The sequence below is a fragment of the Bacillus sp. FSL M8-0166 genome (assembly GCF_038008825.1).
Taxonomy (GTDB): domain Bacteria; phylum Bacillota; class Bacilli; order Bacillales; family Bacillaceae; genus Bacillus; species Bacillus safensis.
The window spans coordinates 2,002,730-2,021,491 of the sequence record NZ_JBBOZZ010000001.1 but is presented as its reverse complement, the minus strand read 5'-3'; the positions used below and the strand labels follow the sequence as shown (position 1 = coordinate 2,021,491).

General features: G+C 40.0%; 18 protein-coding genes. 11 read left to right on the top strand and 7 right to left on the bottom strand.

From position 1 onward, the window contains the following. Window positions 1–107 precede the first annotated feature (107 nt). Window positions 108–758: an MOSC domain-containing protein gene (locus tag NSS92_RS10675; RefSeq protein ID WP_340867806.1), complete on the top strand. Its 651-nt coding sequence runs from the start codon at window positions 108–110 to the stop codon at window positions 756–758. 42 nt (window positions 759–800) lie between these two features. Here NSS92_RS10675 and NSS92_RS10670 read toward each other — a convergent pair whose 3' ends face one another. The 3 genes from NSS92_RS10670 to map form a co-directional block, all read right to left on the bottom strand. Then, window positions 801–938, bottom strand: a complete 138-nt coding sequence (locus tag NSS92_RS10670; RefSeq protein WP_064497716.1) for a YflJ family protein — start codon at window positions 936–938, stop codon at window positions 801–803. 134 nt (window positions 939–1,072) lie between these two features. Continuing rightward, window positions 1,073–1,234: a hypothetical protein gene (locus NSS92_RS10665; protein WP_087976421.1), complete on the bottom strand. Its 162-nt coding sequence runs from the start codon at window positions 1,232–1,234 to the stop codon at window positions 1,073–1,075. 124 nt (window positions 1,235–1,358) lie between these two features. Further along, the gene (gene map / locus NSS92_RS10660; RefSeq protein ID WP_267587973.1) at window positions 1,359–2,108 is read right to left on the bottom strand and encodes a type I methionyl aminopeptidase; all 750 of its coding nucleotides are present in this window, start codon (window positions 2,106–2,108) and stop codon (window positions 1,359–1,361) included. 186 nt (window positions 2,109–2,294) lie between these two features. On the opposite strand from map, the gene nagE reads away from it, so the two are divergent. Next, window positions 2,295–3,662, top strand: coding sequence for an N-acetylglucosamine-specific PTS transporter subunit IIBC (gene nagE, locus NSS92_RS10655; protein ID WP_340867800.1), 1,368 nt, complete (start codon window positions 2,295–2,297; stop codon window positions 3,660–3,662). Between the two features lie 18 nt (window positions 3,663–3,680). On the opposite strand, the gene NSS92_RS10650 is transcribed toward nagE, so the two are convergent. Further along, complete coding sequence (locus NSS92_RS10650) at window positions 3,681–4,439, bottom strand: DUF817 domain-containing protein (protein WP_340867798.1); 759 nt, start codon at window positions 4,437–4,439, stop codon at window positions 3,681–3,683. A gap of 195 nt (window positions 4,440–4,634) precedes the next feature. Here NSS92_RS10650 and NSS92_RS10645 point away from each other — a divergent pair, with 195 nt between their 5' ends. Further along, on the top strand, window positions 4,635–5,141 hold the full coding sequence (locus tag NSS92_RS10645) for a DoxX family protein (RefSeq protein ID WP_340867796.1): 507 nt from the start codon (window positions 4,635–4,637) through the stop codon (window positions 5,139–5,141). Between the two features lie 40 nt (window positions 5,142–5,181). Here NSS92_RS10645 and NSS92_RS10640 read toward each other — a convergent pair whose 3' ends face one another. After that, window positions 5,182–5,769 (bottom strand): YjgB family protein, encoded by a 588-nt coding sequence (locus NSS92_RS10640; RefSeq protein WP_340867794.1) that lies wholly within the window; start codon window positions 5,767–5,769, stop codon window positions 5,182–5,184. A 98-nt stretch (window positions 5,770–5,867) separates the two neighbouring features. Then, window positions 5,868–7,850 (bottom strand): LTA synthase family protein, encoded by a 1,983-nt coding sequence (locus NSS92_RS10635; RefSeq protein ID WP_340867792.1) that lies wholly within the window; start codon window positions 7,848–7,850, stop codon window positions 5,868–5,870. 579 nt (window positions 7,851–8,429) lie between these two features. Between NSS92_RS10635 and NSS92_RS10630 the strand changes: the two genes are divergently transcribed. The 7 genes from NSS92_RS10630 (at window position 8,430) to NSS92_RS10600 (ending at window position 16,882) form a co-directional block, all read left to right on the top strand. Then, entirely contained in the window at window positions 8,430–10,088 is a 1,659-nt protein-coding gene (locus NSS92_RS10630) for a pyridoxal phosphate-dependent decarboxylase family protein (protein WP_267587979.1), read from the top strand. 31 nt (window positions 10,089–10,119) lie between these two features. Beyond that, entirely contained in the window at window positions 10,120–11,844 is a 1,725-nt protein-coding gene (locus tag NSS92_RS10625) for a methyl-accepting chemotaxis protein (RefSeq protein ID WP_340867789.1), read from the top strand. 79 nt (window positions 11,845–11,923) lie between these two features. Beyond that, complete coding sequence (locus tag NSS92_RS10620; RefSeq protein ID WP_340867787.1) at window positions 11,924–12,310, top strand: DnaJ family domain-containing protein; 387 nt, start codon at window positions 11,924–11,926, stop codon at window positions 12,308–12,310. 164 nt (window positions 12,311–12,474) lie between these two features. Next, window positions 12,475–13,911 (top strand): PTS system trehalose-specific EIIBC component, encoded by a 1,437-nt coding sequence (treP, locus tag NSS92_RS10615; protein WP_267587982.1) that lies wholly within the window; start codon window positions 12,475–12,477, stop codon window positions 13,909–13,911. Between the two features lie 15 nt (window positions 13,912–13,926). Further along, window positions 13,927–15,627: an alpha,alpha-phosphotrehalase gene (treC, locus tag NSS92_RS10610; protein WP_340867784.1), complete on the top strand. Its 1,701-nt coding sequence runs from the start codon at window positions 13,927–13,929 to the stop codon at window positions 15,625–15,627. 19 nt (window positions 15,628–15,646) lie between these two features. Further along, window positions 15,647–16,375, top strand: a complete 729-nt coding sequence (treR, locus tag NSS92_RS10605) for a trehalose operon repressor (protein WP_034283687.1) — start codon at window positions 15,647–15,649, stop codon at window positions 16,373–16,375. 72 nt (window positions 16,376–16,447) lie between these two features. Then, entirely contained in the window at window positions 16,448–16,882 is a 435-nt protein-coding gene (locus NSS92_RS10600; RefSeq protein ID WP_340867781.1) for a terpene synthase, read from the top strand. 241 nt (window positions 16,883–17,123) lie between these two features. Here the strand turns inward: NSS92_RS10600 and NSS92_RS10595 are convergent, their stop codons facing one another. Beyond that, on the bottom strand, window positions 17,124–18,065 hold the full coding sequence (locus NSS92_RS10595; RefSeq protein ID WP_340867780.1) for a helix-turn-helix transcriptional regulator: 942 nt from the start codon (window positions 18,063–18,065) through the stop codon (window positions 17,124–17,126). A 118-nt stretch (window positions 18,066–18,183) separates the two neighbouring features. On the opposite strand from NSS92_RS10595, the gene NSS92_RS10590 reads away from it, so the two are divergent. Beyond that, window positions 18,184–18,747, top strand: coding sequence for a dihydrofolate reductase family protein (locus NSS92_RS10590; protein WP_340867778.1), 564 nt, complete (start codon window positions 18,184–18,186; stop codon window positions 18,745–18,747). Window positions 18,748–18,762: the final 15 nt, after the last annotated feature.

Here is an 18,762-nt window from a genome sequence, read left to right as displayed (position 1 = left end):
TTTCACATCGTACCATAGCCTGCATCTGATCTTCACGCCTCGACTATGATTTGATTGTCAAACGATGTAAAATAAAAGCCAGTAGACAACCAAAGGAGATGGCCATCGTGGGACAAAAGAGATATGACATAGAAGGAATCCAAGTGGGACAGCCTATCATCACCTATGCGAATGGAAAAGAAATCAAAACAGCCATCAACAAAAGGCGAATTCATGAGCCTGTGTATTTAAGTCAGGTCAATTTTGAAGGAGATGGTCAGGGGGATTTGGTTCATCATGGGGGCTATGATAAAGCCGTCTGTGTCTTTCCATATGATCATTATGCTCACTTTGAACAATTTTTAGGGGTTCCATTACAGGAAGCTGCCTTTGGCGAGAATGTAACAGTACGCCAGCTAGTCGAGACGAATGTGCGTATTGGCGATGTTTTTCAGCTTGGAGATGCATTTGTTGAGGTGAGCCAGCCAAGACAGCCTTGTGTGAAATTATCTTTTAAGCATGGCAACATGAAAATTGTAAAAGAAGTGCAGAAAACAGGGTATACAGGCTTTTATTTACGTGTACTGAAAGAAGGTATGGTGCCGCCTGATGCATCGCTAGTACTAGTAGAAAAAGCGTCCCATCAGATTACGGTCCATGAAGTCAATGAAGTCAAATATCGTCAAACAAGTCCAGAGAGACTGAAAGCGGTTCTTGAAGTAGATGCCTTAGCAGATGTGGTCAGGAAGTCTTTAGAAAAACGAATTCAGCACATTTAAAAAAAGCCGTACATGATCTTAAGATGTACGGCTTTTCAGCGCTTATGAGCTGCGTTTCTTTTGCTCAAGAAGATTTGCAAGGAAATATGTTTTTAAGCTTTGAAGCTTTCTTCCTTCATGCTTGGTCACACCAAGCTTCTTTAATTCTTCTACATACCAGCCTTTGCTACCATAATGCATGATAGAAAACTCCTTTCAATTGAAACTGCCTGCATTGTAACATCTCAAAAAAGGACGTGAAAAGTGTGCAGGTGTCAAGAAATGAAAACTGATTCTATCTGCCCATGATCCATGTATATGCTGGAAATATTGATTTATGAATTTGGCGGGTTGAGGGTAACGAGGATCATGCCGACCGTCATAATCATGATGATAACACCAAGATAGGTCATCATGGATTGTTTTTTCTTAATCCCTACAACCGTTAAGATAATACTTTCGATGAAAAAGATAACACCTATGATGATGAACCACATATCAAATAAGACCCCTTTCGCATATCTTTGCCTATTTTACCACAGGCATTTTTGTTTAGTCGTGACAGATTCGTGAAACGGGCATGAAAAAATCCCCTCCAGTGAAGAAGGGGACCCGCTTGGCTTACAGCTTAGTTAAAATAATCGGTTCATCTTTTGTGATCACAATGGTATGTTCAATCTGTGCCACTAGACTTTTATCTGGTGTTTTAAATGTCCACCCATCATCAGCCTGATAAACCGATTCAGCATTTGTTGAAATGAAAGGTTCGAAGGCAATGACTGTTCCATTTTTAAACAAAGCATTATCGAATGAATCATAGTAGTTCAAAATATGGTTGGGGGCTTCATGCAGATTTTTCCCTATGCCGTGTCCTGTCAGGTTTTTAATGACGGTAAATCCTTGTTCTTTAGCCGTATTGTAGACCGCACGGCCAATTTGGTTTTGTCTTTTACCAGCCTTTGCATGCTTTAATCCTTCAAGGAACGCATCCTCCGCACACTGGCATAATGCTTCAAGACGAGCATCACCTGTACCTAAAACGAATGAAATGCCCGTATCTGAATAATAGCCGTCCAGTTCTGCTGAGATATCAATGTTCACGAGGTCGCCCTCTTGTAAAATGGTTTTTTCACTTGGGATACCGTGTGCAACTTCATCGTTCACGCTGATACAAGTGGTACCAGGGAAGTCGTATTCCTTTTCAGGTGCTGAATTGGCCCCATGCTCTTCTAATATTTTTTTCCCAATCAAATCTAATTCTTTTGTAGACATGCCTGGTTTCGCTTGGCTTTTCATTTCTTCTCTTGCCATAGCGACAATTCGGCCGACTTTTTTTAAGGCTTCTAACTCATGATCATGTTTGACAATCACTGTTCATTCCCGCTTTCTATATCTTCATTCTATTCAATAGCTTACCACATTTTACGCAAAAAGAGTAAAGAGCGGAATTCAAATGGATGTGGACAAATTGGTATAGATAACTAGATGTGCATATGATATATTTTTTATGAACATCATGAATATTTGGTCATGATGATGACAAAGGGGGGAAATCAGATGGTGTTTCAGTTTTTTCAAAAGCTAGGAAAATCATTTATGCTTCCAATTGCTGTACTTCCAGCAGCAGGGATTATTTTGGCCATTGGACGGGAGGATGTATTCAATATCCCGTTTATTCATGCGGCAGGGAATGCAATTTTTGCGAACTTGGCTTTAATTTTTGCAATGGGTGTAGCGATTGGTATTTCAAAGGATGGGAACGGGGCAGCGGCATTATCAGGTGCGATCTCTTATTTTATTTTGTCTGCAGGTACAACGTCCATTAACTCAACCAACAATATGGGGGTATTAGGCGGTATTTTATGCGGGCTTTTGGCAGGTTATGTTTACAATAAATTTAAGGATACGAAACTGCCGGAATACTTAGGTTTCTTTAGCGGAAGGCGGCTTGTGCCTATTATGACCGCACTTTTCACCATTCTATTAGCAGCCGTTTTCGGATATGTATGGCCTCCGATTCAAAGTGTGATCAATGATTTAGGGGAATGGATTTTAAGTCTTGGTGCAACAGGTGCAGGGCTGTTTGGTTTCTTTAACCGATTGCTCATTCCATTAGGACTTCACCATGTCTTGAATAACTTATTTTGGTTTCAATTCGGGGAATTCAGCGGGGCAACAGGGGATTTAGCGCGATTCTTTAAAGGAGATCCAAGCGCAGGTGTCTTTATGACAGGATTCTTCCCAGTGATGATGTTTGGCCTGCCAGCGGCATGCCTAGCCATGATTGTGACTGCAAAGCCTGAGAAACGAAAGGCAACAGCTGGTCTGATGATTGGGATGGCGCTTACATCATTTATTACAGGGATTACTGAACCAATTGAATTTTCTTTTATGTTTTTATCTCCACTATTATATGGTGTCCATGCTATTTTAACGGGTCTTTCGCTCTTTATTGTAAACACCCTTGGGATTCATAGCGGCTTTGCCTTTTCAGCAGGTGCGATTGATTACGTCTTAAGCTTCGGTATTGCGCAAAAGCCGATCATGCTTCTTATAGTAGGAATTATTTATGGCGTCTTGTACTTTGTCGTTTTCTATTTCCTCATTAAACTATTAAAGCTGAAAACACCAGGCAGGGAAGATGATGACATGGAAGATATCGCAGCAGATGATGCGGTGACGGCAGGAGGAGCGAGTATGTTCGTAGAGGGACTTGGCGGCAAAGACAATATCACCACCATTGATCATTGTGCCACACGTCTTCGCTTAACAGTAAAGGATACAAATTTATTAAATGAAGGAACATTGAAAAAAGCAGGTGCCAAAGGAATCCTGACTTCTGGAAAAACATCCGTACAAATCATCATTGGAACGAATGTAGAATTTGTCGCAGATGATCTCCGTAAGGAAGTCGATCGAGATTAAAAAAAGCGTTCAGCCAGGTCAAATGGGCTGAACGTTTTTTTGTTTACGCTGTTCGATCACTAGCACAATACTGATCACGACGAGTAAGAACCATGAACTAATTTTCCCTAGATGAACAATGGACCAAGCATGCTGCTGATTTGGATATTGCCATGCTCCTAAAAAGGTGGTGACATTTTCGGCAATCCAAATGAAAAAGCCAATTAGGAGAAATGAAACAACAAGCGGCATTCGAAAGGAAGATGGACCAACCTGAAACGAAACCGACGTTTTCCGAAACACAACAACAAGCAGTAATGTCAGCCACCATCTGACATCATAGAGCCAGTGATGCGTAAAGAAATTGAGATAAATGCACAAACTGATGCCAATTGAAAGAAATGGATGAGGCCAGTCGGCCACTTTTACATGAAGCCGTGAAAATGCCTGATAAATATAACTAGCCACACTCGCATACATAAAGCCGCTATAAAGTGGAACCCCAAATATTTTTGTATAAGCTTCTTCCGGGTAGGACCAAGAGCCCATATGTACTTTATACACTTCTAAACAGATTCCTATGAGATGAAATAGACAAATGACCTTTAGCTCTGTCCAAGTCTCCAGCCGCAGCGTCAGCATCAGGATCTGAGCCGCAAGACAAAGCAATAGAATGAAATCATACCGGTGAAGAAAAGGAATAGACACCGTCTTTGATAGGGCAAGCGCCGCAAAGATCATGACGGGGAATAGACATGAGATGGCCTGTAAATAACCAAAATGAAATAGTGTTTTCATACAAAATTAAACCCCTTTTCATTGTCTGAAATGACTTAGACGGTTTTAGCAAGGGAAAAGTTTACCTCAACTAGATATTCATGAACAATTTGTGAATATATATGTGAAAAAGATCACAAATAACATATTGCATAGTATAATAAGATCATAAAGAAAATGTGAAATATTTCACATAATTTAAAAGGAGGCATCATCATGTTTACAAAATTCTTACAAACGAATGTATGGGCAGCCGTTATCCTTTTGGCAGCAAGACTTTATATCGGATGGACTTGGCTGACATCTGGTATTGGAAAACTAACAGGTGGATTTGATGCATCAGGCTATTTGCAATTTGCGATATCTGAACCTGTCGTCAAAGATGGTCATCTTGTGTATCCGTTCTATGTATGGTTTTTAGAAAATGTCGCTTTGCCGAATGCCGGACTATTCAGTACCATGGTCATGTGGGGAGAAATCTTAGTAGGCCTAGGATTAATTGTTGGATTGTTTACAACAACGGCAGCCTTTTTTGGAAGCGTGATGAATGTCTCTTTCTTACTAGCTGGAACTGTCTCTGTGAACCCGCTGCTTCTGCTCATTGCCATCGTTATCATGGCAGCGAAAGGGAATGCAGGCAAATTTGGACTAGATTATGTCGCAGGTCCAATCTTCAAAAGAACAATGAAAAGAAAGCCGCAGTTAGAAGTGGCATCATCATAAAGAAAAGCATCCAGAGCCTCTGCTCAGGATGCTTTTTTATTTAAGAATCGGCTTTAATGAGATTGATATGCAGGACGGTGAGCTCATGCTGGCTCATATCTGGATCATATCCGGCGATAAATTCGAGTTCATAATTACCGGTTCGATACACATATTTTTTCTCTTTTGTCTGCGGAATGGTGCTCACTGAATCCGCTGGTCCAAGCTGTTTCTTTAGTAACGAAGGGGTCATACCGCCGATATTCGTTTCTTTTTCTACATTTGTACCGAAATAACGGATTTCGTCAATTTTGCCTTTTGCATCATAGTGAAAAGCAAATCCAGGATTCCCCATTTCAGTATGATACAAATCAAAGCTGCTGTGACCTGTTTCTGGATATGGATTTCCGAGCTGATGATGAACGTCTTTTTTGGTTTGAACGCCTATTTTCAGTCCTTTAGCATAGTAGGGCATTTGTCCTTTATGTGCCAGCTTATAAATGCTGTTAAGCGCGTCTTTTGGACCTTGAGGAACGGATTGTTCTGCTGCTGGTTTGGCCATGACGTGTGCTGAGACCGCAGGGCTGAAACTGAATAGGGCGGACGAAGCAAGTGAGGCAGTCACGACAAAAGCTGCTGTTTTCTTCATGATAAATCCCTCCTTCTTCTCCTATACCCGGTGCAATCATGATCAAACGTGAAAAGAACCAGCTGATCAAGGATCGGCTGGTTCTTAGCATGAGAAAGTTATTTTGAAGAAGAGCTGGATTCATCTTTGGCGGAAGAGGAATCCTTTTCATCCTGTACTTTCTTTGTATAGTCATAGTCGTTGCGGTCAATCGGTGTAAAGCCTTTAGGCTTGTAGAAACGGAGTAAATCTTCGGTGACAATCTTATCAGATGTCTCCAGCATCTTTTTCACCGTTTCATTTTCTTGTGATGCCTTGTCAGTTGGCTCGATTTTCTCGCCTGTTTTGTTGCTGTAATAGTTATTGCCTACTTTCGTGTAGTCCTTAGACACGAAGTCACCGTTTCTAAATGGCACAAGCTCTTTAAAGTTCTTCGATAAGATATCAGAACCAGACATTAAATAGTTCTTTGTATCATCGCCAAGCAGGTGCAGAAGGGTTGGTGCGACATCGACTTCACCAGAGTATTTATGAATCTGTCCGCCTTTTACGCCAGGAACATGGATAAAGAGCGGCACACGCATGAGCTGCGCATTTTCATAATCTCCGATTTTTTGCCCTGTCACTTTTTCCATCGCTTCATTGTGATTTTCAGAAATGCCGTAATGATCTCCGTACATAATGACGACTGTATTGTCATAGAGACCTGACTTTTTCAAATCGTTGAAGAACTGTTCAATCGCTTCATCTAAATAATGAGCCGATTGGAAGTAGTTATCGACGACAGAGTCTCCGAAGTCACCAGGTTCGAAATCAGTATCACCTTCATCCATTCCAAATGGGAAATGGTTCGATAATGTAATGAATTTCGAATAAAACGGCTGCTTCATGTTTTTAAGGATTGGCATGGATTCTTTGAAAAACGGTTTGTCTTTCAGTCCATAGTTCTTCGTATCCTGTTCGTTCATATCGTAGTACTCAGAATCGTAAAATCTGTCATATCCAAAGGACTTAAACATTTCATTACGGTTCCAGAAGGTTTTCGTATTGCCATGGAATTCTGCTGACGTATATTGATCCTTCTTCAAAATACCAGGAAGTGCTTGATATGTGTTTTGCGCTTTGTTAATAAAAACAGAGCCCTGTGATAATGGGAATAATCCGGTATCCATCATAAATTCAGCATCAGACGTTTTTCCTTGACCTGTTTGATGGAAGAAGTTATCAAAGTAAAACGTTTTGTTGTCGTGTGCCAATGAGTTAAGGAATGGCGTTACCTCTTTTCCATTCACCTTATAATCAATGACAAAGTTTTGCAGAGATTCAAGAGAAATTGTAATGACGTTCATGCCTTTCGCTTTCCCGTAATAAGCAGGGTTAGGATCAGCGCTGTTCGCTTTTAAATAGTTCTCTACATCTGTCACGTCATTTGAATTTGCCAGAGCACGCTGGCTGTTTGATTTCACATTTTGAATGGCATCAAACACAGTAAAGTTATAAGCACCTAAATATTTAACTAAATAATTGCGGTCGAACGATCTTGATAAAAGCTCTGGACGATCGATCTCTGCAGCAACTAAGTTTAAAACAAAGATCACAACAGAGGACACAAGGACGAGTCTAAACGATTTTGACTTTTGAACAGGTACAGTGGCTGTACTTGTTTGCTGCTGCCTTTTCATGCGGACTGCGAGTACGATCAAAATGATTGTATCTATAAAGTAAAACACATCAGTCCAACGCATGAGTGAAAATGCACTATCACCTAATTGTCCGCCATTCGTTCCTGCCTGCATCACTGTAGGCAGCGTGATAAAGTCATTGAAGAATCGATAGTACACGATGTTTGCATATAGTAAAAAAGACATGAAAAAGTGAATCACAATGATAGCGGCAGGCTGCCATTTTTTCTTGAACAATAAAGCAAAGCCAAGAAAGAACAAGCTGGAGCTAATAGGATTCACGAAAAGCAAAATATGCTGAAGCACATTTGATATACCAAGTTTAAATTCGATTAAATACGCTGAATACGTTTTGAGCCACAGTAAGATGGCTGCAATCACAAAGAAGCCGAGACCTCTTTTTTGAATAAATGTTTTCATATAAACACTCCTTTTCTCCGATACACGGAAGAGGCGGAACGAAAGAAAACGAACCATTAGAATATACCACGAAATGCACAAATAGAAAAGTCATAACCGGTGAAGAGCCTTTGCAAGCCTGTCCGAGCAATAAAAGGGGAGAAAATGAAAATATTCGCCCATCGAAAAACTTTTTATGAAAATCGACCTATTATTGACAGAAAATTCAGCAATTTTCCAGTTGCTATATCAATAAAACAGGTAAAAAGGCACAAGTCTAAAGAATTAGTTTGATTTCTACAATGGTCATTTAGAGAGTATTTCCAGTGTTTCTTAATGTTTATGCAGGTTAAGCAAAAAAAATGAGCAATGGAATGGAACAAAACCATGGATAAAAATTCCTCTCGTATGATATATCAATATATTTTGTTGTTACATCAACATAATGCTTTTGATGTGTTTTGTAAGGGTTTTATTTATTTTGATGAATGAACAAATTATCTAAATATACTTAAGTGAACACTTCGAGACTATAAACTTCTGAATTGGGGTCGATATAGACAGTGACAGGAAATCTTCCATTGAAAGGATTGATAGTATATGACTGTACGAGCAGAGAACCTCGTTCAGAACTGGTTTCCGAGTGAGGACGGAAATGCAGGAGAGCGTAAAGAACTCGTCAAATTGATGGAGCAGATCATTTCAGGGGTCGATGACCTGAAGGATCCCAACCGTGCACACCTTAAAGGTGAAAAGAATCGTGGGGAGGACTTTTACAAAAAGCTCACTGAAACAAGCCACATTCCGATGAACGGCCAGCAAGCGGAACTTGTGAATGAAGAATTACTGAAGCTTTTACATAACCATCCATACCACACCAAGTATTTCTTCACGAACATTTTGCCAATGGCAAGTACACCAGGAATTTTAGGCATGCTGACGGCGATGCTGGTAAATGGAAACAACCTATGGGATGTTTATGGACCAGCAGGAGCGGAAGCTGAGGTCAGAGTGGTCTCAATGATGTCTAAGCTCATCGGATATGATCCAAATGTGAGCGGGGGATACACAACATGGGGAGGTCAAGGAGCGATTTTTTCAGGACTTCGTTTAGCGATCGCAAAAGCTGCGCCGGAGTCACTGCGAAAAGGAGTTCCGCAAAATCTTTATGCGTTTTGTTCTGATGCTGCACATTACAGCTTATTTAAGTCAATGGAAGCAACAGGACTTGGCACAAACAACTTAATCAGAATTAAGACGAATAAAGATCATTCAATGGATATGGAAGATTTGCGTTGTCAAATGGAACGTGTTGCACAAAATGGCGGGATTCCCGTTTATATTGTGGCAACAACCGGAACAACAGATGCCATTGCAATTGATGATGTAAAAGGGGTACGTGAAACAGCAGAAGCGATTGCTGAAAAGTATGATCTGAAGGTGCCGCATATTCATGCAGATTCGGCGCTGGGTGGATTCTTTGCTTTCTTTAATGAGTATGATGTATCGGAAAACCCGCTGCAATTCTCAGACGGTGTTATTCGTATGCTAAAAGAAATCAAAGCGAAATTCCAGCATCTTTCTCTTGCAGACTCGATGTGCTTTGATTTTCAAAAGCTCGGCCAAACCCCTTACACATCCAGTTTATTCTTAGTGAAAAACGCAGCTGACTTAAAGCGTTTGGACTTGGAAGAACAAGAGACACCATATGTTGGCCATAGAGGCTACGGTGAATACCATACGGGTTATACGCTTGAGTGCTCAAGAATGGGAAGCTCGATCAGTATGCTGAGTGTGCTCTTAACGTTTGGGATTGAAGGCTATCAGCGCTTGCTCGGTCAATTCTTAGAAGTGAACCTTGCCTTCAGAGAAGCACTTAGTAGGGAAATTCCGCAAGCAGAAGTCGTGAATGATGACAACGTCGGAATGGCTACATTATTTAGAATTTACCTAGACGGCTCACCGCGTTTTCAAGAAGAGATTTCTGGCGAAGCGACTTCAATGGAAATTGAGCGGAACAATGAATTGAACAAAATGCTGTTTGAAAAGCTTGGAGAGAAAAGAGACGAGATGTTCTTTGGTGATACAACGAAGTTTTTACTTGTAAACTCGAAAGAAGGTCAAGACTTCTATCTAAGTGTTAGTAAGTTTTTTGTCATCTCACCTTATACGTTACCAGAGCATATCCCTCATATCGTATCTTATTTAAAAGATGTGATTGCATCTGTTTGTGGACAATTTGAACATGTACATGCTTAAATCAAATCTGAGAGTGGAGATGTAGGAAAAAATGGCGAAACAAAGGAAATTTGGAGGATACACGATATCCTCTAAAATCATGTCAGTCGTTGTCGTAACATTACTCGCAACCGTTGCATTATTCGTTCTAACCTTTTATCTAGTCAGCCAGGATTTATCATCCCAGTTATTAAAGCAATTTGATTATCGATTAACAACAGATATTGATACAGCCAAAAAAGAAATCGATAACATCGATGGGAACGTGCTCAGCATTAGCGGGAAGGATGATCCCATTTATGTCGAGATCAAAAAGAAATTCACAGAGCTTCAAGAAGATCATACGCTTGAGAACTTATACGTGTTGTCTAATAAAGGCGGTAAAGAAAGAATTATCGTATTAACTGGGGAAGACAATGATTTTGACCAGGATTATGCATTCTCAGATGAGATGAAACAAGCTCTTTCTGAAGATAAAATGGTCAAAAGTGATATTTACCATGATTCATATGGAACACATAAATCCGTCTTTTTGCCAATCAAAGATTCAGGCGGTGAACTGACAGGGATTCTAGGAATTGATTTAGATGCATCAATTGTTCCAGCTACAACAAAGAAGCTGACAATCTACATTACGGTTGCATCTGCTATTGTGCTCATCGGTGGATTGCTCTTCTCCTTTATCATGGGAAGAAGAATTGCGAAACCAGCTCGTTCATTGATGGAATCAGCGAACCGAATTGCTGACGGTGATTTAACTGGAATGGTAGAAGTTGAAAGTAAAGACGAGATCGGCCAGCTTGCCGCATCCTTCCAAAAGATGCAGGGGCGGATCAAAGAGCTCATTTCGAAAATCTCACACTCATCTAGTGAAGTGTCGAAAATGTCTTCACAGCTTCGTACGGTGACGAACGAATCAAGTCAAAGTGCGCAACAAGTATCAGAAGCTATGACGAATATGAGTGAAGGAATCAATGATTCTGTCGCAAATATTACGGATTGTACGACATCCGTTGCTGAGATCGATACTCAAATCGAAGGCGTCACAAAAGAAGTTGATGAAATGAAATCTGTTTCATCTGACGTGCAAGAGCAGTCAGAATCTGGTCAAAAATTAGTGAACCATGTGCTTGATCATCTGAATATGCTACATGACAAGATGACCAACTCTAAGCAGGCAGCAGAAGAATTACAATCCCATTCTACGGAGATTGAAAGTGTCATCTCGATTATTACGGATATTTCAGCTCAAACGAATCTGCTTGCACTGAATGCTTCAATTGAAGCGGCACGTGTTGGAGAAGAAGGAAAAGGCTTTGCTGTTGTGGCAGATGAGGTACGTAAGTTAGCTGAGCAATCAGCGGATGCGGCTAAAACCGTTTCAGATCTCGTCATCGGCACACAGGAAAACAGTCAGCGCGTTCTTGAAAGCGTAGAGGAAAGCAGTAAAGCAGTGGAAGAAGGACGTGAGCAAATGGAAGGCACGTCACAAAACTTCGCTTTGATTTACGATGGTGTGTCTCAGTTTTCAAGAAGAACGAACAATTTGCTTGCTTCTATTAAGCAAGTGGAGAAAGCATATCAAACGATTTCTACATCGATTGAGCAAATTTCTGTTGTATCGGAAGAACAAGCAGCCAGCTCACAAGAAGTAGCGGCAGCAACAGAACAGCAAAGTGCTGGTATGCAGCAAATTTCAAGTGCGATTGAACAGCTCTCTGATATGTCGGATGACTTAGCACAAATGGTATCTACTTTTAAAATAGACAATAAATAATGAAAAAGCTGACTCTTGTGAAGGAGTCAGCTTTTTTGCTATGCTTAATCAAATTGTTACGGACGAAAGGAGAAACGCTATGGATTTTGCGCAGAGATTATCAGAAGAACGGATCAAAAAAGCGATGGATAACGGGGCTTTTGAAGGGTTATCTGGCTTTGGGAAGCCTTTGCCAAAAGATGACGCTGCTCATGTACCAGAAGAACTTAGAATGGGCTACCGCATCATGAAAAATGCTGGCTTTGCTGGGGAAGAAACAGCACTGAAAAAAGAACTCATGACTGTCAAAGAATTACTTCAATCGAGTATAGATGGAGAGGAAAGAAAGAAACTGTCTCTCATATGTGAAGAAAAACAAAAACGCCTGGATGAACTTACATCAAAGCGCCAAACTTTTGCCCGTCCAGCCTCCTACTTTTATAAAAACAGGATCTACGAAAAATTAACGGAGCATAAAAAAAGATGATGACACGCTGCCTCACCTGAGCACATTGAGGGGGCTTTTTTTATGAAAGCGCTGCATTTTGTTGTTGACTACATGTATATACAAATATAAAATAAGAATCAAACATGTATATACAAGTTTTTTGATTCTTTTTTCTTATAAAAAACGATCTCGGAGGGGATAGCATGGCTGATTATCAGGCAGCAGCAGATCAGATTGTGAAAGCCATCGGCGGCAAAGAAAATATTGATCAAGCGACACATTGTGTGACAAGGCTTCGCTTTGTGCTGAAAGATGAAGGCAAGGTTGATGAGAAAGCACTTGAACAAATTGAAGAAGTGAAGGGATCTTTCTCAGCTAACGGTCAATACCAAGTGGTGATCGGCCAAGGGGTCGTCAATCGGGTATATGCCGAAATGGTGAAACAGACGGGGATTGGGGAAGCCACAAAAGAGGACGTGAAGCGTGCCTCTGATCAAAAATTAAATCCATTGCAGCGTGCTGTGAAAACGCTTGCGGATATCTTTATTCCGATTCTTCCTGCCATCGTCACAGCCGGTTTATTAATGGGGATTAATAATATTTTAACAGCTCCTGATATTTTCTTCGATCAAAAATCGATTGTGGATGTGTATCCGGCATGGGCTGACTTAGCGAATATGATCAACTTAATTGCAGGCACTGCCTTTACGTTCCTGCCAGCATTAATTGGCTGGTCAGCTGTGAAGCGGTTTGGGGGGAATCCGCTTTTAGGGATGGTCCTAGGTCTGATGCTCGTACACCCAGACTTGTTAAACGCATGGGGCTATGGAGCGGCTGAAAAGACCGGTGACATTCCTGTTTGGAATTTGTTTGGTCTTGAAGTGCAGAAGGTAGGCTATCAAGGACAGGTTCTTCCGATACTCGTTGCCTCCTATTTACTTGCAAAGCTCGAATTATTTATCACAAAACGGACACCTGAAAGTATTCAGCTATTAGTTGTTGCACCAATTACGTTATTAGTCATTGGATTTTTATCATTTATCGTCATTGGACCTGTTACATTTGCAATCGGAAACGTTTTAACATCTGGACTTGTAGCCGTATTCCAGCAATTCGCAGCACTTGGCGGTCTATTATACGGCGGACTGTATGCAGCATTAGTCATTACAGGAATGCACCATACGTTCCTCGCTGTGGATATTCAATTGATTAACTCAAAGCTGCACGGCACGTTCCTATGGCCAATGCTTGCACTGTCCAATATCGCACAAGGATCAGCTGCACTGGCCATGATGTTTGTCTTAAAAGATGAAAAACAAAAAGGACTTTCGCTGACATCAAGTATTTCTGCTTATTTAGGAATTACCGAACCGGCCATGTTTGGGGTCAACCTGCGATATCGATTCCCGTTTATTTTTGCACTGATCAGCTCAGGATTAGCCGGTATGTTTATCGCCTCTCAAGGGGTGCTGGCAAGTTCAGTTGGTGTTGGAGGCATTCCAGGAATCTTCTCCATTATCCCGAAATATTGGGGTGCATTTGCAATCGGAATGGTGATTGTACTCATCGTCCCATTCATCGGTACTCTTTTATATGCAAAACTAAAAAAGAAGAAGGATTTTTCAGAAGAACTTAACTAGTGGTGGTGAAGGAAATTGAATCAGCAGACAAATGAACCGTGGTGGAAAAAAGCGGTGGTCTATCAAATTTATCCGAAGAGCTTTTTAGATACAACGGGTTCTGGTACAGGCGATATCAATGGCGTGACGAAAAAGCTTGATTATATCAAAGAGCTTGGGGCGGATTGTATTTGGCTCACGCCAATGTACGAATCCCCGCAGCATGACAACGGCTATGATATTAGTGATTATACAAAAATCCATGACATGTACGGCACAATGACAGATTTTGAACGCATGCTGAAGGAAGCGCATGAGAGAGGGATACGGGTCATCATGGATCTAGCCGTTAACCATACATCCATTTTCCATGAGTGGTTTCAAGCTTCGCGTGAGTCAAAGGATAACCCTTACCGAGATTATTATATTTGGAAGGAGCCAAAAGCGGACGGATCTCCTCCGAATGATTGGCAGTCGAAATTTGGCGGTCCAGCATGGGAGCTAGACGAAGTAACAGGAGATTATTATCTTCATTTATATGATGTCACTCAGGCGGATCTCAATTGGGAGAAGGATGAGGTGCGCGGGCAAGTATATGACATCATGCACTTTTGGTTTGAAAAAGGAATTGATGGGTTCAGGCTGGATGTCATCAACAACATCTCAAAGGATCAGCGTTTCTTAGATGACGCCGGACAATCTGTGCAAGGCGACGGCCGCATGTACTATACGGACGGGCCGAGAATTCATGAATTTCTGCATGAAATGAACCAAGAGGTTTTTTCGAAATACGATAGCATGACAGTTGGAGAAATGTCTTCAACGAATATCGCAGACTGCATTCGGTATACAAGACCTGATCGGCAGGAGCTGGATATGACGTTTAACTTCCATCATTTAAAGGTGGATTATCCAAACGGCGAAAAGTGGGCGATCGCACCATTTGATTTTCAAGAATTGAAGTCGATTCTGTCTGAATGGCAGACAAAAATGCATGAGGGCGGCGGCTGGAATGCACTGTTCTGGTGCAATCATGATCAGCCGCGTATCGTCTCAAGGTATGGTGATGATGACACGTATCATCAGCAATCAGCGAAGATGCTGGCGACCACGATTCATCTGATGCAGGGGACTCCGTATATTTATCAAGGTGAGGAAATTGGCATGAAGAATCCTCGCTTTGAGGACATTTCATCTTACCGCGATATCGAGTCACTCAATATGTATGAAGTCATGCTTGAAAAGGGAAAATCAAAGGAAGAAGCACTCGCCATTTTACAGGTCAAGTCAAGAGATAATGCGAGAACACCAATGCAGTGGACCTCAGAGAAGAATGCAGGTTTCTCAACAGGAACGCCTTGGATTGAGCCAGCCAATAACGACATTTCAGTCGAATCTTCATTAAAGGACCGGACGTCCATTTTCTATCATTACCAAGCCCTTTGCAGACTGCGTAAAGAACTTGACGTGATCACATATGGCAGCTTCTCTTTACTCCTAGCAGAAGATCCAAAGATTTTTGCTTATGTGAGAGAAAGCAAGAATGAGAAGCTCCTCGTGATCAACCACTTTTATGCAGTGGAGGCGGACTTTACGCTTCCTGATGAGCTTGTGCAGGCTGTAGATGAGATGGAGGGTCAAGTACTGTTATCGAATTATGAGGATGTGCCGGCACATATCAAGGGATTTACGTTGCGCCCATATGAGTCAATCGTTTATCATTTAACCAAACGCTAGAAAATGGGGCGGATGGAAAATGAAAGAGAATAAGTTTCGAGTGATTTATGATCAGCTCGCAAGACGAATTGAGCAAGGTGAATGGCAGGATAAAGGCATCCTTCCATCAGAGCATGAGCTTTCTATCATGTACGACACCTCCCGGGAGACGGTGAGAAAGGCATTAAATATTCTTGTGCAAAATGGCTATATCCAAAAAATCCGCGGGAAAGGCTCTGTATTGCTGAATCGGGAGAAAATGCAGTTTCCTGTATCAGGTCTTGTCAGCTTTAAAGAACTTTCTCAAACGCTTGGCCGAAAGACGGTCACAACGGTTCATGAATTTGGTTTAATCAAACCGGATCAGTATATTCAGTCTCAGCTGAAAATTGATGAACAGACGGACGTCTGGAAAGTCATTCGATCTCGTAATATTAGCGGGGAAGAAGTGATTTTAGACAAGGACTACTTTTTGCAAAAGCATGTTGAAGTATTGTCTAAAGACATATGCGAAGGATCAATCTACGAGTATATTGAAGGAGAACTCGGTGTATCGATCAGCTATGCTCAAAAGGAATTTGTGGTAGAGCCATGTACAGAAGAGGACGCCAAGTACCTTGATTTGAAGGGATTTGACCATGTCGTCGTGGTAAAGAATTATGTGTTCTTAGAGGATACGAGTCTATTTCAATACACAGAAAGCCGTCACCGATTAGACCGCTTCAGATTCGTCGATTTTGCTAGAAGAGAAAAAATGGACAGAGCATAGGCTCTGTCCTTTTCAGGTGTTGGAGAAGCGGGGATATACACAACGATAAAATCTTGATTTACAGGAGGAAAAATGATTAGACTGAATCGACCACTAAAATTAAGGGATTTAGAAATTTTTAGCGTGATGAAAGATCATCGAATATTATGTTACGTCATCATTGAAGATACTCGAAAACCGTTTACAGAAGAAGATCGAAAACTAGATCCATTATGTTATATGGATGAAGAAGATATACAATCGATTTTGAATGTGTTCCATATTTCAATTATTAATGATGAAAAATTAAGTGAAGAAGATTTAACTCTTGTCCAATCGTATTTTGCTGAATTTGTAAATAATACGAATTTAACGAATTTTATTACGAGAGATTATGTTCAAGAGGATTTATATGCCGTCGATGATGAAGATGACATCACGTTCTTCAATAGAATGCTGCGTCATATAGGATCAGATGATGTGAAACAATTTGATAAACGCAATTGGATCTATTTATCCCAAGATTGAGATGAAAAAAGGACAGAGCAAAGGTTAAATATACTAAGATATTAGTAGGTTTGTTAGTTCAATATAACAATGATCCTACTTTTTTATTTATACACTAGACTTATTGAACTATATGTTGAATGAGTAGGTATATTTTATTCGGATAGGGAGGTCGGTGGATAACGGGCAGAAAAATTAAATAAGGCGAACATTAAAACAGCTGCTCCTGATTTTTATAGTGGGTTAGTAAAAAATAAATATTTTAATTATCATCTTGATACATAGTTAAAATTTCTTCCGCTTGTTTACGTAATCCAACGATTAATTCCTTTGGTTTCAAAATTCGTGCGTGACTTCCAAGTCTTAAAAATAGTGATGTTATAAAATTTAGTTCACCTCTATCTATGATTGTATCTATGTATCCAGTTCCATCTTCTTGCGTGACTACAAAACCCTCAAAATAAGGAACACTTTTACATTGACGGACACCTTCCACAGTTAAATGTACATGCAGTCGAATTGGGTTTTTTACTTCAATAAAGTTGAACCATTCTTTTAAATTCATCAATTCAACTTCGTTTTCCTCAGTTGATAAAATGGAAAGAATACGATCTACACGATACAGTAATATTTTTTCCTTATGATAATCGTAAGCAGGCAAATACCATAATCCATCATGGGCATATACACCAATAGGACGAATGTGTTTTTTCCTGATACCTGATTTAGATTCATATTGAATGTGTAAATTTCTATTCTCAATAGAATACTTTAAAACATCGTTTAAAAAGGGGGTATCAATCGTTCTTTTGGGGTTCCAAAAAGCGATATAAGACCGAATTTTATCTATTTTTATTTTAGCTTCACTCTGGAGTGAACTATATAATTTATGTTCGACCGAGGAAATTTCAGTATCAAATGGCAAGTTGCGATAGTAATTTAGAGATTGAAAAGCAAAGAAGATAGAAACAGCTTCTTCTTCTGTAAATAAAATTGGAGGAAGAAATCTACTCGTTAATACTGTATATCCACCATTACGTCCTTGTTCTGAGTAAATTGGCAATCCCATATCAGATAAATCTAATATGTATCTGTGTACAGTACGAATGGATATATGAAATTCATCAGCTATTTCTTGTGCAGTAAATTTTTTCTTAGTCTTAACAAACATAAGAATATCTAATAGACGCTTAGCTTTTGACATTTTTTCACCTTTTTCATTTAATCATGTCATTACTTGTCATGTTTTACGTATAGTATAGTTTATACCTTATGATTTTAGCAAATAGGGGAAATTCTATAAGATAAAAGGGGATAATAATATGACCATTAATGAGAGAGCAAGAAGAGTGATTTTAGATTTAGCAGTTACTTTAGATGGATTTATTGAAGGGCCGAGTGGAGAAGTTGATTGGTGCATTATGGACCCTGATATGGATTTCAATAAATTTTTGAATCAAATTGATACTATACTATATGGTAGAAAAAGCTACGATTTATGGGGGAAATATATTCCAAAAAATGAAGACTCGGATACCGATAAAGAAATGTGGAGATTGGTTCATAGCAAAGAGAAGTATGTGTTTTCCAGAACACAAAAAGAAACTGATAATCGAACGATATTAATAAATGATAACATTGTTGAAGAAGTTAATAAGTTAAAGAAAAAGCCCGGTAGGGACATTTGGCTTTATGGTGGATCAAGTCTTATTACAACTTTTATCAATTTGGGACTTGTTGATGAATTTAGATTGTCTGTTCATCCAATTATTTTGGGAGAAGGAAAACCTTTATTTATAGATATAAACAAGAGAATAAATCTACAAATAGTTGAAACCCAAAAGTTTTCTTCTGGCGTTGTTCAATTAACTTATAGATTGAATTAAACAAAGGGTACATTT